Genomic DNA, 13,084 nt, shown 5'->3' with positions numbered 1-13,084 from the left:
CGCCGGGGCCGGCGCATAACCATAAAACAACGGCAATCGCACCGGAAACGGCGAGGCGCACTATAATATCCGCTCGCTTTGTAACGTTCTGCCAATAGCTGCCAGCCAACCTTGTCAGCCCAACCGGACTTTCTAATCTATGCACTACGTGTCTACCCGCGCCGCCGCATCGGCCGCTTCGTCATCTCCCCAACAATTTTCGGACATTCTGCTCGGCGGCCTGGCCGTCGACGGCGGCCTGTTCCTGCCGTCGGCCTACCCGCAGGTGACCGGCGCGGAGCTTGACGCGTGGCGCCAGCTGTCCTACGCCGACCTGGCGTTCGAGATATTGAAGAAGTTCGCGACCGACATTCCGGAAGGGGACCTGCGCGCGCTGACCGCCAAGACCTACACCAAGGAAGTCTACCGCAACGCCCGCGCCGGCGAAAAGGCCAGCCAGATCACGCCGTTGCGCGTGCTCGAAGAGGGCCCGAACGGCACCAAACTGGTGCTGCAGGCGCTGTCGAACGGCCCGACCCTGGCCTTCAAGGACATGGCGATGCAGTTGCTGGGCAATCTGTTCGAATACACGCTGGCCAAGCAGGACGCGGAACTGAATATTTTCGGCGCCACCTCTGGCGACACCGGCAGCGCGGCCGAATACGCGATGCGCGGCAAGAAGGGCATCCGGGTCTTCATGCTGTCGCCGCACCAGAAAATGAGCGCCTTCCAGACCGCGCAGATGTTCAGCCTCCAGGACCCGAACATCTTCAACATCGCCATCGAGGGCGTGTTCGACGACGCCCAGGACATGGTCAAGGCGGTGTCCAACGACCTGCCGTTCAAGACCAAACAGAAGATCGGCACCGTCAACTCGATCAACTGGGCGCGCGTGGTCGCGCAGGTGGTGTACTACTTCCGCGGCTACCTGTCGGCCACCACGTCGAACGACCAGAAGGTCTCGTTCACCGTCCCGTCGGGGAATTTCGGCAACATCTGCGCCGGCCATATCGCCCGCATGATGGGCCTGCCGATCGACAAGCTGATCGCCGCCACCAACGAAAACGACGTGCTCGACGAATTCTTCCGCACCGGCGTGTACCGCGTGCGCAAGTCGGCCGAGACCTACCACACCAGCAGCCCGTCGATGGACATCTCCAAGGCGTCCAACTTCGAGCGCTTCATCTACGACCTGGTCGGCCGCGACGGCGAGCGCACCCGCGCGCTGTTCCACAAGGTGGAGACCCAGGGCGGCTTCGACCTGTCGGGCAAGCCTGGCAGCGACGGCGACGAATTCAAGCTGGTGTCCAAGTACGGCTTCAAGTCCGGCAAATCGACCCACGACGACCGCCTGGACACGATCCGCGACGTCGCCGACGATTACGGCATCGTCATCGACACCCATACCGCCGACGGCATCAAGGTCGCGCGCGAGAACCTGGAACCCGGCGTGACGATGATCGTGCTGGAGACCGCGCTGGCGGCCAAGTTCAACGAAACCATCCTCGACGCGCTGGGCGAGGACGCCGAACGTCCGCAAGGTTTCGAGAACATCGAAGACCTGCCGCAAAAGTTCGTGGTCATGAAGCCCGACGTCGAGAAGATGAAGGCTTACATCGCCGCCAACACCGGGCTGTGATCATGAGCGCACCGCTGTCCCCGTCCAAACCGCCACCGAGGCCGATGCTGGCCGTCGCCGAGGCGCAAGCATTGATGCTGGCCGCCGCGCGTCCCGTGGCGGACACCGAAACGGTGCCGACGCTGAACGCCAACGGCCGCATCCTGGCCCACGCGCAGGTCTCGGGCATGAATGTGCCGGGCATGGACAACACCCAGATGGACGGCTACGCGGTGCGCGCCGCCGATTGCGCCGGCGGCGACGCGGTGCTGACGGTGTCGCAGCGGATACCGGCCGGCCATGTCGGCCAGCCTTTGCTGCCGGGTACCGCCGCCCGCATCTTCACCGGCGCCCACATCCCCGAGGGCGCGGACGCGGTCGTCATGCAGGAGCAGTGCGAGTTGGTGGGCAACCTGGTCACCATCCGGCACGCGCCCAGGTCGGGCGAATGGATACGCCGCGCCGGCGAGGACATCACCAACGGCAGCGTGATCCTGCCGGCCGGCGCGCGCCTGCGCAGCCAGGAGCTGGGTCTGGCGGCGTCGGTCGGCCTGGCCGAATTGCCGGTCAAGCGCAAGCTGCGCGTGGCCGTTTTCTTCACCGGCGACGAATTGACCATGCCGGGCGAGCCGCTGGCGCCCGGCGCCATCTACAATTCCAACCGCTTCACTTTGCGCGCGCTGCTGGAGAACCTGGGCTGCGAGATCACCGACTACGGCATCGTGCCCGATTCGCTCGAGGCCACCCGTTCGGTGCTGCGCGAAAGCGCCCAGGCGCATGATCTGATCATCACCTCCGGCGGCGTTTCCGTCGGCGAGGAGGACCACGTCAAGCCGGCGGTCGAGGCGGAAGGAAAGCTGAATATGTGGCTGATCGCCGTCAAGCCGGGCAAGCCGCTGGCGTTCGGCCAGGTCAAGGACGCATTCTTCCTCGGCCTGCCGGGTAATCCGGTGGCCAGCTTTATCACCTTCCTGATGTTCGTGCGGCCGTTCATCCTGCGCTTGCAGGGCGTGTCCGGCGAGATCGCGCCGCGCGCGTTCTCCATGCGCGCCGATTTCGACCTGCCCAAGGCCGACAAGCGCAACGAGTTCCTGCGTGCGCGCATCAACGCCGCCGGCGGACTTGAATTGTTCAGCAACCAGAGTTCCGGCGTGCTGACATCGACCGTCTGGGGCGATGGCGTGATCGACAACCCTCCCGGCACCACCATCTCCGCCGGAGGCATGGTCCGGTTTATTCCGTTTAGCGAGTTGATGTACTAATGGCTGTTACCGTAAAATTTTTCGCCAGCGTGCGCGAGGCCGTTGGCGCCTCGTCGGAGACGCTGGTTCTGCCGACATCCGTGACAACGGTCGGCGAGTTGCGCGCCCATCTGGCGGCGCGCGGCGACGCGTGGGGGCAGGCGCTGGGCAGTCCGGCCTTGCGCATGGCCTGCGACCAGATCATGTGCGGCGCCGACAGTCCCGTCGCCGACGGCGCCGAGGTGGCGTTCTTCCCGCCGGTGACCGGCGGCTAAGCCGGCGGATCAGACGGCGGAGGGCGGCGGCGGAGGGGCGGCGGCCGGACCGCCGCCACGGTTATTTGCCGGTTTTGCGCGCAGGCGGCGTCGGTGCAACCCCGGCGCGCGCTTCGGCTTCGCGATAGCGGCGCCACGCGCTCCACGTGAACAGCGCGGCCGCCAACAGCGCCCAGGCGGCGGCGCTCAGATAATCGTTGCGCGAGGTCGAGCCCTTGAACCATTCGACGGCGGCCAGGATCGCAAACAACGGCACGGCGGCCAGCAAATAGCGTTTAATCCAAAAAGTCGTGCCCATCATGTCTCCAATAATATTGTTCTTTATCTCGATCGTATCGGACCGAATGCATGCAGTCTAGTTTGACACCTTTTCGCGTCGCCGTCATCGGTGGCGGGCCCGCCGGCCTGATGGCCGCGCAAACGCTGGCCCAGGGCGGCGCGCAGGTGGACGTGTACGACGCGATGGCGTCGGTCGGGCGCAAGTTTTTGCTGGCCGGACGGGGAGGGATGAATATCACCCACGCCGAGCCGTATGCGGAATTCGTACCGCGCTACGCCGCCGCCGCCGCCGCGTTAAGGCCGATGCTCGACGCGTTCGGCCCGCAGGACGTGCGCGACTGGGTGCATGGCCTGGGCGTGGAGACGTTTGTCGGCACGTCCAGCCGGGTTTTTCCGACCGATATGAAGGCCGCGCCTTTGCTGCGCGCGTGGCTGCACCGGTTGCGCGAAGGCGGCGTGCGGTTTCACATGCGTCACCGTTGGCTGGGGTGGCGCGACGGCGTCCCGCTGCTGCAAACGCCCGACGGCGAGGTATCGGTGCACGCCGACGCGGTGGTGCTGGCGTTGGGTGGCGCAAGCTGGGCGCGATTGGGTTCCGACGGCGCCTGGGTGCCGCTGCTGACGGCGCGCGGAGTCGATGTGGCGCCACTGGTGCCGGCCAACTGCGGCTTCGATGTCGACTGGAGCGAGCATTTCAGCAGCCGGTTCGCCGGCGAGCCGCTGACCACCGTCGCGGTCATCTCGACCGGGGCGGATGGCAAGCAGTTCCGCAAACAGGGGCAGTTCGTGGTTACCGCCGGAGGCGTCGAGGGTAGCCTGATTTACGCGCTGTCGGCGGCGCTGCGCGACCAGATCGCGGCCGATGGCGGCACGACGATTTATCTGGATCTGCTGCCGGATTTGTCGGCGCAGCGCGTGTCCGATGAAGTGTCGCGCCCGCGCGGCGCGCGCTCGCTGGCCAGTCATCTGCAAAGCCGGTTGGGGGTCAAGGGCGTCAAGTCGGGACTGTTGCGCGAATGTTTGGGCAAAGAGGAATACGGCGATCCGGACCGGCTGGCGCGGGCGATCAAGATGCTGCCGGTGCGGCTGGTGCGTCCGCGGCCGATCGACGAGGCGATCAGCAGCGCGGGCGGGGTGCGCTGGGATGCGCTGGAGGGCACGATGCTGAAGGCGGCGCCGGGCGTGTTCGTGGCCGGCGAGATGATCGATTGGGAGGCGCCGACAGGCGGGTATCTGCTGACGGCGTGTCTGGCCAGCGGGCTCGCGGCGGGGCGTGACGCCCTGGCCTGGCAGGCTATCCGTTCTACTCCCAGCTGACGTCACCCGAACCGCTGCGGTTCACGTTGCGCTGGTCCGGATTGCCCAGCACCCGGATGTCGCCGCTGCCGCGCAAGGTCAGATCCGCCGACTGCTTGGCGAAGACATGGCTGGTGCCCGAACCCTTCAAGTCCACCGTCACCTTGTCCGCCGCCAGGTGGCGCGCATCCAGGTCGCCGGAGCCGGTCAACTGCGCGTCCAGCGTTTTGCAGCTGCCCGACGACTTGATCTCCCCGGAACCGACCAGCTCCAACTCCACATGCTCGCTGCTGCCGGCGTTCAGATGCAGGTTGCCGCTGCCATGGGCCCCGGCCACCAGATTGCGATAGCGCCCCGAAAAGTTCACGTTGCCGGAGCCGTGCAGCCGCAATTCCAGCCTGTCGCCGCTGAAACCGGACACCTTGGTGTCGCCGCTGCTGCGCACGGTCAGCTCTTCCAGCATCGGCAGCACCAGTTCGACCTGCAGGCGGTGTTTAGGATTGAGCAGCATGCCCTTGGTGCCGATGTGCAGATCGCGCCCGTCCTGTATCGTTTCGATATTGGCCAGCGAGCGCTGCTCGCCACGCACCTTCATCGACGCCGTCGGCCCCTGGGTCAGGATCAAGTCGATCGGCCCCTCCAGCACCACGGTCACCGCCATCGCGTCGACCTTGCGGGTTTCGCCGCTCAAGGTGCGGCCGGCCACGCTGGTCGGGCTGGTGGTGCCGTAGGCCTTGAGCATGCTGTAGGTCACGCCGATCAGCAAGAACGACAGCAGCAACAGCCCGATTCCGATTTTGAGTAATGCACGCATCAATGCCTCCCTAGCGTCCGCGCAGCAGCGACATGTTCATCGCCGCGTAGCGCCGCAAGCCGATCACGGTGTAGCGCGTCAGCACGATGCTGATCAAACACAGGCCGATGCCGGCCAAGATCAGGCCGAAGCCGATGAAGGTCTGCGTGGTGCGGGCGCCGCTGTCGAAATCGGTGGTGATGTGGACGTCGCCCGAGGCCACCGCCTCGGCGCGGTCGAACAAGCGGCTGGCGCGGCTGGTTCCCTGCACCGTCTCGGCGCCGCCCTCGTCGTCGCCGCCGGGCGCCTTGCTGATCTGGATGCCCATGTCGTTGATGGCGATGCGCCAGCTCTTGGCCTCGGCTTCCTCCTCCTTGGTGTCGAAACGGGAGTGGGTCAGCGCCATGACGTGGTGCAACGGACCTTCGAGCGACAACTCGTTCTGGCCCGACAGCCCGCTGGCGGTCACCGCCACGCCGCCGATGTAGAACGCGAAGGCCGACACATAGACCGCCAGCAGCATTGCCGCGTACACCATTGCCGGAATGACCATGAACAGGTTGAAGACCGCCAGGCCGACGAACGACACCATCACCCGGACCAGATTGGCAGGCGTCTTTTTTTGCTCAAAAGAATTTAAATGGGCCGAGGCGCGCAATGTCATCGCGATCTTGCGCGGTTCGTCGAGTTCCTTGTAGACCTCGGCTTCGCTTTTGCCGGCCACCAGGCCGTCGATAAAGCGCTGCTCGTAGTAGGCCAGCGTCTTGGCCACCGTTTCCGGTGGCAAGCCCTGCATCGCCTGCTTGAGCGCATCGAGGTATTGCTGCTTGCTCATGATGTGTTCCAATGACGTCTTTGTCGATGGTGCAACTGTACGCAGATCGGCGGCCCCATGCCAACGCCATGTGACAGGCTGCACAAATCGCGGGGCAGGCGACAGAAACCGCCCACCGGACGGGTGAGGGTTAGGTGACGCCCTTCAAATGGGCGGCCGCCGCCACGCCGCTGCGCACCGCCGATTCCAGCGTCGCGGGGTAGTCGCCGGCCGTGTAATCGCCCGCCAACGCCAGCCCCGGCAGGCCGCTGGCATTGCGCGGACGCACCAAACCGGGCGAACTGGCGTAGGTTGCGCGCTTTTCGGTGATGACCTTGAACCAGCTCGGCCGGCCCAATTCCGGCCACTGGAACGCCGCCGCCAGCTGCACGGCGACCGCTTCGGCCAGCAGATCCTGCTGCTGCGCGGCGACGCCGGCCGAGGCGCTGATGACCACCGCCAGCAAACCGGCCTGGCTGGCGTCGAGCTGGCCCCGGTCGAAGACGAACTGGCCCCACTGGTAATTGTCCGGGTCTTCCAGCAGCGCGAAGAACGGCAACGCCAGCCGCGTGGCGGCATCGTATTGAAGATACACGGTGGTGATGGCTTCCGATTCGAACGCCGTCAGCCGGGCGCACACGTCCGTGGTGTCGCAGTCGGGCACGGCGTGCAGCAGCGAGGCGGCCTGGACGGCGCCGGTGGCCAGCACCACGCCGTTGAAATACGTGCTCCAGGTGCCGCCGACGGCCGCGCCGCTGACTTCGACCTGCCACAGGCGCCCTTCGATCGACCGCAGCGCCTGCACCTTGGCGCCGGTGCGTACCGCGCCGCCGTGCGCCCTCAGGAAGGCCGAGGCCGCGTCCGGGAACAGCGCCGACAGGTCGACACGCGGCAGCAGCATGTCCGAGGCGCTGCGTTTGGCGCCCAGGCTGTCGCGCAGCACGTTGAGGAAAACCTGGGCCGAGGCGCGTTCCGGCGGCGTGTTGAGCGCGGCCAGGCACAGCGGGCGCCACATCAGCTGGATCAGGCGCGGCGTCTGCTCGAAGCGTCGCAGCAGTTCGCTGACGCTGCAGTCATCGTTGAGTTGCCAGCCCATCCAGCGCGCCGTGCTCGAGAAGCGCGCCAGACTCATCTTGTCGGCGCGGTCCAGGCCTTTGCTGCGCAGCAGCGCGAGCGCCAGGTGCAGCGGGGCGGGCAGGCGCGGCGCGACGAAATCCATGCCCCCGCCGCCGGGTGGATAGCGCATTTGCAGCGGCAGCGTCAGCAGCGCCTGGTCGCGGTCGACGCCGACCAGTTTCATCAGGCGCAAGGTTTCGCTGTAGGCGCCCAGCAGGATGTGCTGGCCGTTGTCGAGCAGCTTGCGGTCCGTCTCGATCCGGCGCGCGCGTCCGCCGAGCGTGCGCGCCGCCTCGAACAGCGTGACCTTGAAGCCGGCCCGCGCCAGTTCGACGGCGGCGGCGCATCCGGCCCAGCCGCTGCCGATGACGGCGACCGAGCGCACATTGGACGGTTCGGCTTTCGCCGCCGAGCGTTTTTCTTCCGGCGACCCGGTCACGGCGTCATCCCCGGCCACGGCGTCGTCGTTAACCACGAATATAGGTCTTCCAGGCGAGCCACAGCTTGCGGATGGGCGTGAGCGAAATGCGCTGGGTCAGCACGTGGTAGCCGTCGTCCCGCACTTCCGTCAGCAGTGTGCGATAGATGGCGGCCATCATCAGGCCGGGACGCTGCGCGCGCCGGTCTTCCTTCGGCAGCAGCGCGAAGGCGTCGTCGTACGCCTGCTGCGCGCGGGCCACCTGGAACGCCATCAGCTTTTCGAAGTTCTCGCTGTGGCGGGCGTTGAGCAGGTCGGCGGCGGTCACGTTGAACTGCTGCAGCTCGTTGATCGGCAGGTAGATGCGGCCCTTGCGCGCATCCTCGCCGACGTCGCGGATGATGTTGGTCAGCTGGAAGGCGTGGCCCAGCTTTTCCGCGTACTTCAGCGTCTCGGGCCGGGTCGCGCCGAAGATGCTGGCCGACAGGATGCCGACCACCGAGGCCACGTGCCAGCAATACGTGGTCAAGGCCGGATAGTCGAGGTAGCGGGTCTGGTTGAGGTCCATCTCCATGCCGTCGATGATGGCTTGCAGATGCTGCTGTTCCAGCTTGTAGATGGCGATGTGCGGCTGCAGCGCTTGCGTCACGGGGTGGCTCTGCTTGCCTTCGTACATATTGGCGATTTCCTTGCGCCACCACGCCAGCTTGATGCGCGCCACCGATTCGTCGGTGCATTCGTCGACGGTGTCGTCGACCTCGCGGCAAAAGGCATACAGGGCGGTGATGGCTCGGCGACGCTCCGGCGGCAGGAACAGAAAACTATAATAAAAACTGGAGCCGCTCTGGGCGGTCTTTTGCTGGCAGTAGTCGTCGGGGGACATGAATAAAAAAGCAAGGAATGACTATCGAAGCCGCTATTCTATAGTGTTAAGCGCACGGATGGGGGCTGGGTTATGGTCGCCATTTCCTTGGTTGCGGGAGCGGCGCGAGGATACGGATCCGGGAAACAGACCATATCGTTTTGCGGGTGGTCGAGCCGGAGCCGATGCCGCATGTCTGCGGCACCGTGTTCGGCTGCCCGTTGGAGGAACGGCAAGACGCCATCGGCCTGGTACAGCTGCGCCGGCGCCTCGAGGATCGAGCTGGTGAGCGTGGTCGAGCTTAAAGGCCCGCCGGCATCCGGTTGGCGCGCCGGCGGCCCGGTGGATCGGACAGCACGCGCACGATGACGTTGACCGGGATCGCGCGGCGCACCAGGAATTCCGACGCGAACGCCTTGCCGTGGCTTTGCTGCAGGCGCACGCCCAGTTCCACGATCTTGGACGTTTCGGTATCCGGACGCTGCGACTGGCCCATCGCCATGCCGAAGTAGGAGTTGTGTGACAACATGATGACACCTCGTAATTTTTCCCGAACATAACACAACAAGTGACTATTGTGCAGCGGCAACGATTAAATCGTACAAGGCTTGCAGCTTACTGCTGAGCCAGGCCCGCGCCTTGAGGCTTGATCACCGCCACCGCGCCGCCGGACGGCGCCAGCTTCAGCGTCAGGTGCCCCGTCGCCGAGACCTTGCTGTCGCTGGCGTTCAAGCGGGTCGGATCGGCGCCATCCTGCAGCACGTGCGCGGTGAACGCGCCCTTGCCGAGGAACGACAGCGGCACTTTCAGCGTGCGGCCCGCCTCGTTGGTCATCGCACCGAGGTACCAGGTGTCGCCCTTGCGTCGCGCCGAGACGATGTGTTGGCCGATGTCGCCGGACAGGATGCGCGTCTCGTCCCACGACGTCGGCACCGCCTGGATGAATTCCGCGCCGTCGGCCTTGTCGTAGGCCGCCGGGGCATCCGACACCATCTGGAACGGGCTGTCGTAGACCACGTACATGGCGACCGCCTGGCCGCGCGTGGTCATCACCATCGGCTCGTGGTTGCGGTGCTTGAAGTTGGCCGGCGTGGTGTTGCGGAAACCGCCCGGCGTGTAATCCATCGGGCCCAGGATCATGCGGGTGAACGGCAACGTGACGTTGTGGCCGGCGGTGATGCGCGCGCTCCACTTGTTGTTCTCCGCGCCCAGCACGCCTTCTTGCGTGATGTAGTTCGGCCAGGTGCGGTTCAGGCCGGTCGGAGGATAGGCACCGTGCAGGTTGACCATCAGGTGGTGCTGGGCGGCCTTTTCCAGCACCTTGTGGTACCAGTCGACCATTTCCTGGTCGTTGCGGTTCATGAAGTCCACCTTGACGCCCTTGATGCCCCACGCTTCATACTGCTTGAAGGCGGCGTCCATCTGGTTGTCGAGCTGCTGCCACTGCAGCCACAGCCACACGCCCACGCCTTGCGACTTGGCGTACTGGAGCAGGGCGGGCATGTCCATTTCGGGCTTGCCGCGCGTGACGTCGGCGTCCGCGTTCGGTTCGATATCGCTGCCCACCGACCAGCCTTCGTCGATCAGGATGTCGTCCAGCTTCATGCGCTTGGAAAAGTCGACGAAGGCCTTGTAGGTGGCGGTGTTGACGCCGGCGTTGGGCACGTCGACGGCCCAATCGTTCCACCAGTCCCACGATGTCTTGGCCGGCTTGATCCAGCTGGTGTCCTTGATTTGCGACGGCGCGGCCAGCGTGGGGATGAGCGACGAGGCGGCCAGGTCGCCCGGCGCGTCGGCCAGCATCACCACGCGCCACGGCGACTGGAACCCCTGTCCCTTCAACTGCACGCTGGCGGAGATGGTTTTGCGGGAGCGGAAGTTGCGGTCGTTGTCGAAGCGCGGCGGCAAGGTCACCGCCACGCCCAGTCCGGCGTCGCCGCGTCCGGACAGGAAGAAGCCCGGATAGTCCTTGACGTCCGATTCGGCGATGGCGAAAGTGGTCTGGCCGGCGCCGGTCTTGCACACCAGCGGCGAGATGTAGTGGTGGAAGTTGCGCAGCTTCGACGCTTTGGTCTGGTCGTATTCGGCCTCGAAGCTGGTGTCGAAGCGGCCCATGTTGGCGCCCCAGCAGTCGTAATCCTTGGCGAAGTTGAACTGGGTGTTTTCGCTTTTCACCTTGACCGCTTTCAGGCCCGCCTGTTCCGGCAAGGTATAGCGGAAGGCGACGCCGTCGTCGTAGGCCCGCACCAGCAGGTGGAAGTCGAATGGTTTGCCGGCGGCCGCGAACGCCAGGTCGGCGTGGGTGTAGCGGTCGGGCGCGCTGCGCGCCTTGCCGACGACGATCTCGTAGGTCCCGTTGACGCTGCCGCCGCTGCGCCCGGTCAGCTTGGCGCCGGGGCCGATCGTGCCGATGTCCAGATTGAGTCCGAGCGGCGACGGCTCGATGATGACCTTGCCGTTGCGGCTGACCGAATAGGTCAGTTTATCGCTGTCGATGGTCACCACGTTGTTGCCGCCGGGTGACTTGACGGTGATGGTCTCGGCGTTGGCCGTCGCCATGGCGGCGACAACGGTGGTCATCGCGATGAGGGTGGCCGCGCGGACTTGATCTGACATGGTTCGGGTCTCCGATTATGGGTAGTTGGTTTGGTTGCCCCCCATTTTGCGAGAAACTTGTCATCGCGGCAATTACGAAATTCACCAAGACATAGCATGTAAATCCGCAACCCCGTCTAAATCGCTGGCAATCCCAGTTCTTTTCTTCGCTGGTTCAAATTGATCGGGTCGGCAATGGGTGCCACCTTGTTGCTGCCGTATTCGAACTCCGTGCCGTAGAGTTGTGGTTTGCCTTGTTTAACCAGAATCCTGTCGATCAGCATGGCCAACTCCATACCGGGGATCTCGCCCCGCTTGTTGGCCGCTTTGACCGTGTCGAGATATTTCAGCTGATAGTCGAGGTCGGCGTGCTGGATCGTGAGAAATGCCGCAAACGATGCGCGATTGCTGTTGAGTGTTCCCGGCCAGCCGCAGCGCCTGATCAAGTCGTCGAGCTTTGTTTGATTGCGGTTGTCCGTGTCGGAAATGCTGATTTCAAGGCGTTCCTTCTCTTTTAGGTCGACTTTTTGGTGCCTGTGCTCCATCTCAAGGATCCGGATATAACGACCTCTCAATGCTTGGTCATCCTTATGCATTTTTTCATAGGTTTTTGCCAGCGCGGTTTTCTCGCATGCGTCGGCGAGGGCGCATCCTGGGGAGGCGAGTGCGAGTGCGAGGGCGAGCAGACAGAAGTCGCGTGGTTTCATGGAAGTCCTTCTCAAATTAAGGTCTGATGTAGCGCGTCGAGCGTGCTGTGGGCGGTTTATGCCAGGAGCTGGCGCGCTGGACAGGGCTGCGGCTGGGATCGTGTCCGAATGACAGACTTGACCCCGGCGGGGGTGGCGCTCGGAACCTAGTATAGAAGTCAGGTTATCCTTTTGGCAAGTGCGGGCGGCGGTTTCAGGCGACGCGCGCCACCCGCTTCAGTTGCCGCTTCATCCGCACCGACGCCCAGAACACGTTCAGCCAATCGCGCTTGGTCAGCTTTGGACGATGCAGGAAGACGTCGTATTCCGCCTCTTCGATGGCGTCGAGGATGCGCAGGCCGCCTTGCACCATCATCCGCAGCTCGAAACCGATCCGACCCTTGAGCCGCAGCGCCAGCGGCGCGCCGCTCAGCATCAGGGCGCGCGCGCGCTCGACCTCGAATTTCATCATCGAACGCCAGCGGGGGCGGGCGCTGGCCTGGTCCAGCGCTCCAGGCAGGATGGCGTAGCGGTTCAGGTCCTCCAGCGGTATATAGATGCGTTCCTTTTGCAGGTCGATCGCCACGTCCTGCAAAAAATTGATCAGCTGTAGCGCGCTGCAGATGGCGTCGGCGTCGCGCAGGTTGTGCTCGTCGGCTGCGCCGTATAGATGCAGCATCAGGTGGCCGACCGGATTGGCCGACCGGGAACAGTAATCCAGCACCGCATCGTAAGTCTGGTAGCGGCTGACCACCACGTCCTGCTTGAAGGCCGACAGCAACGCGTACATCGGCTCGAGCGGCAGGTCGTACTCGCGTACCACCTGCGCCAGCCGTTCGAACATCGGCGCGTGGCCGCTGTCGCCGGCGGCGATGCGGTCGAGCGCGGCTTCATACGCGCTTAGCGCGGCCAGCCGCTGCTCCGGCGTGGCGTCGCCCTCGTCGGCGATGTCGTCGGCGCTGCGCGCGAACGCGTAGATGGCTTCGACTGCGGGACGTAGACGACTTGGTAACAAAATGGACGCAACAGGGAAATTCTCGTAGTGATCAACTGACATACACACCCAGCCTAAAGCAATATTTTTAGATTAATGACGCAAAAGTCATTTGCAA

13 protein-coding genes are annotated in these 13,084 nt (G+C 64.7%); 4 read left to right on the top strand and 9 right to left on the bottom strand.

Going from position 1 to position 13,084, the window contains the following annotated elements; translation table 11 throughout:
• Window positions 1-139: 139 nt before the first annotated feature.
• The 3 genes from thrC to moaD are packed head-to-tail and all read left to right on the top strand — an operon-like array spanning window position 140 to window position 3,113.
• The gene (thrC, locus tag BMX85_RS14405; RefSeq protein ID WP_090319105.1) at window positions 140-1,618 is read left to right on the top strand and encodes a threonine synthase; all 1,479 of its coding nucleotides are present in this window, start codon (window positions 140-142) and stop codon (window positions 1,616-1,618) included.
• A 2-nt stretch (window positions 1,619-1,620) separates the two neighbouring features.
• A complete protein-coding gene (gene glp, locus BMX85_RS14400; protein WP_229210458.1) occupies window positions 1,621-2,859 on the top strand; it encodes a molybdopterin molybdotransferase MoeA in 1,239 nt (412 codons plus the stop codon).
• Window positions 2,859-3,113, top strand: coding sequence for a molybdopterin converting factor subunit 1 (gene moaD / locus BMX85_RS14395; protein WP_090319099.1), 255 nt, complete (start codon window positions 2,859-2,861; stop codon window positions 3,111-3,113). Before glp ends, moaD begins: the two co-directional genes overlap by 1 nt.
• Before the next feature lie 61 nt (window positions 3,114-3,174).
• Here moaD and BMX85_RS14390 read toward each other — a convergent pair whose 3' ends face one another.
• Entirely contained in the window at window positions 3,175-3,411 is a 237-nt protein-coding gene (locus BMX85_RS14390; RefSeq protein ID WP_090320086.1) for a hypothetical protein, read from the bottom strand.
• A gap of 50 nt (window positions 3,412-3,461) precedes the next feature.
• Between BMX85_RS14390 and BMX85_RS14385 the strand changes: the two genes are divergently transcribed.
• On the top strand, window positions 3,462-4,709 hold the full coding sequence (locus BMX85_RS14385) for a TIGR03862 family flavoprotein (protein ID WP_090319096.1): 1,248 nt from the start codon (window positions 3,462-3,464) through the stop codon (window positions 4,707-4,709).
• Here the strand turns inward: BMX85_RS14385 and BMX85_RS14380 are convergent.
• The 8 genes from BMX85_RS14380 to hpnC form a co-directional block, all read right to left on the bottom strand.
• Entirely contained in the window at window positions 4,696-5,502 is an 807-nt protein-coding gene (locus BMX85_RS14380; RefSeq protein WP_090320084.1) for a head GIN domain-containing protein, read from the bottom strand. The genes BMX85_RS14385 and BMX85_RS14380 overlap by 14 nt on opposite strands.
• Window positions 5,503-5,512: 10 nt before the next feature.
• Window positions 5,513-6,316, bottom strand: coding sequence for a DUF1700 domain-containing protein (locus tag BMX85_RS14375; RefSeq protein WP_090320081.1), 804 nt, complete (start codon window positions 6,314-6,316; stop codon window positions 5,513-5,515).
• 130 nt (window positions 6,317-6,446) lie between these two features.
• Entirely contained in the window at window positions 6,447-7,850 is a 1,404-nt protein-coding gene (hpnE, locus tag BMX85_RS14370) for a hydroxysqualene dehydroxylase HpnE (protein ID WP_090320078.1), read from the bottom strand.
• A 28-nt stretch (window positions 7,851-7,878) separates the two neighbouring features.
• The gene (gene hpnD / locus BMX85_RS14365; protein WP_090319092.1) at window positions 7,879-8,712 is read right to left on the bottom strand and encodes a presqualene diphosphate synthase HpnD; all 834 of its coding nucleotides are present in this window, start codon (window positions 8,710-8,712) and stop codon (window positions 7,879-7,881) included.
• 280 nt (window positions 8,713-8,992) lie between these two features.
• A complete protein-coding gene (locus BMX85_RS14360; RefSeq protein WP_229210457.1) occupies window positions 8,993-9,220 on the bottom strand; it encodes a hypothetical protein in 228 nt (75 codons plus the stop codon).
• Between the two features lie 86 nt (window positions 9,221-9,306).
• The gene (locus BMX85_RS14355; protein WP_229210456.1) at window positions 9,307-11,307 is read right to left on the bottom strand and encodes a glycoside hydrolase family 97 protein; all 2,001 of its coding nucleotides are present in this window, start codon (window positions 11,305-11,307) and stop codon (window positions 9,307-9,309) included.
• A 116-nt stretch (window positions 11,308-11,423) separates the two neighbouring features.
• On the bottom strand, window positions 11,424-11,993 hold the full coding sequence (locus tag BMX85_RS14350) for a DUF6624 domain-containing protein (protein ID WP_090319088.1): 570 nt from the start codon (window positions 11,991-11,993) through the stop codon (window positions 11,424-11,426).
• Window positions 11,994-12,186: 193 nt separating this feature from the next.
• Window positions 12,187-13,029, bottom strand: coding sequence for a squalene synthase HpnC (hpnC, locus tag BMX85_RS14345; protein WP_090319085.1), 843 nt, complete (start codon window positions 13,027-13,029; stop codon window positions 12,187-12,189).
• Window positions 13,030-13,084 lie beyond the last annotated feature (55 nt).

The sequence above is a fragment of the Duganella sp. CF517 genome (assembly GCF_900110275.1).
Lineage (GTDB): Bacteria > Pseudomonadota > Gammaproteobacteria > Burkholderiales > Burkholderiaceae_D > Rugamonas.
The sequence above is the reverse complement of the archived record's forward strand: the minus strand, read 5'-3'. Positions and strand labels throughout refer to the sequence as shown.

Excerpts from the sequence above, each read along its gene's own strand:
- hpnD (WP_090319092.1), bottom strand. The coding sequence starts at position 8,712 with ATGTCCCCCGACGACTACTGCCAGCAAAAGACCGCCCAGAGCGGCTCC.
- moaD (WP_090319099.1), top strand. The coding sequence starts at position 2,859 with ATGGCTGTTACCGTAAAATTTTTCGCCAGCGTGCGCGAGGCCGTTGGC.
- BMX85_RS14360 (WP_229210457.1), bottom strand. The coding sequence starts at position 9,220 with ATGTTGTCACACAACTCCTACTTCGGCATGGCGATGGGCCAGTCGCAG.
- glp (WP_229210458.1), top strand. The coding sequence starts at position 1,621 with ATGAGCGCACCGCTGTCCCCGTCCAAACCGCCACCGAGGCCGATGCTG.
- BMX85_RS14390 (WP_090320086.1), bottom strand. The coding sequence starts at position 3,411 with ATGGGCACGACTTTTTGGATTAAACGCTATTTGCTGGCCGCCGTGCCG.
- BMX85_RS14385 (WP_090319096.1), top strand. The coding sequence starts at position 3,462 with ATGCAGTCTAGTTTGACACCTTTTCGCGTCGCCGTCATCGGTGGCGGG.
- thrC (WP_090319105.1), top strand. The coding sequence starts at position 140 with ATGCACTACGTGTCTACCCGCGCCGCCGCATCGGCCGCTTCGTCATCT.
- BMX85_RS14355 (WP_229210456.1), bottom strand. The coding sequence starts at position 11,307 with ATGTCAGATCAAGTCCGCGCGGCCACCCTCATCGCGATGACCACCGTT.
- hpnC (WP_090319085.1), bottom strand. The coding sequence starts at position 13,029 with ATGTCAGTTGATCACTACGAGAATTTCCCTGTTGCGTCCATTTTGTTA.
- BMX85_RS14375 (WP_090320081.1), bottom strand. The coding sequence starts at position 6,316 with ATGAGCAAGCAGCAATACCTCGATGCGCTCAAGCAGGCGATGCAGGGC.
- BMX85_RS14380 (WP_090320084.1), bottom strand. The coding sequence starts at position 5,502 with ATGCGTGCATTACTCAAAATCGGAATCGGGCTGTTGCTGCTGTCGTTC.
- BMX85_RS14350 (WP_090319088.1), bottom strand. The coding sequence starts at position 11,993 with ATGAAACCACGCGACTTCTGTCTGCTCGCCCTCGCACTCGCACTCGCC.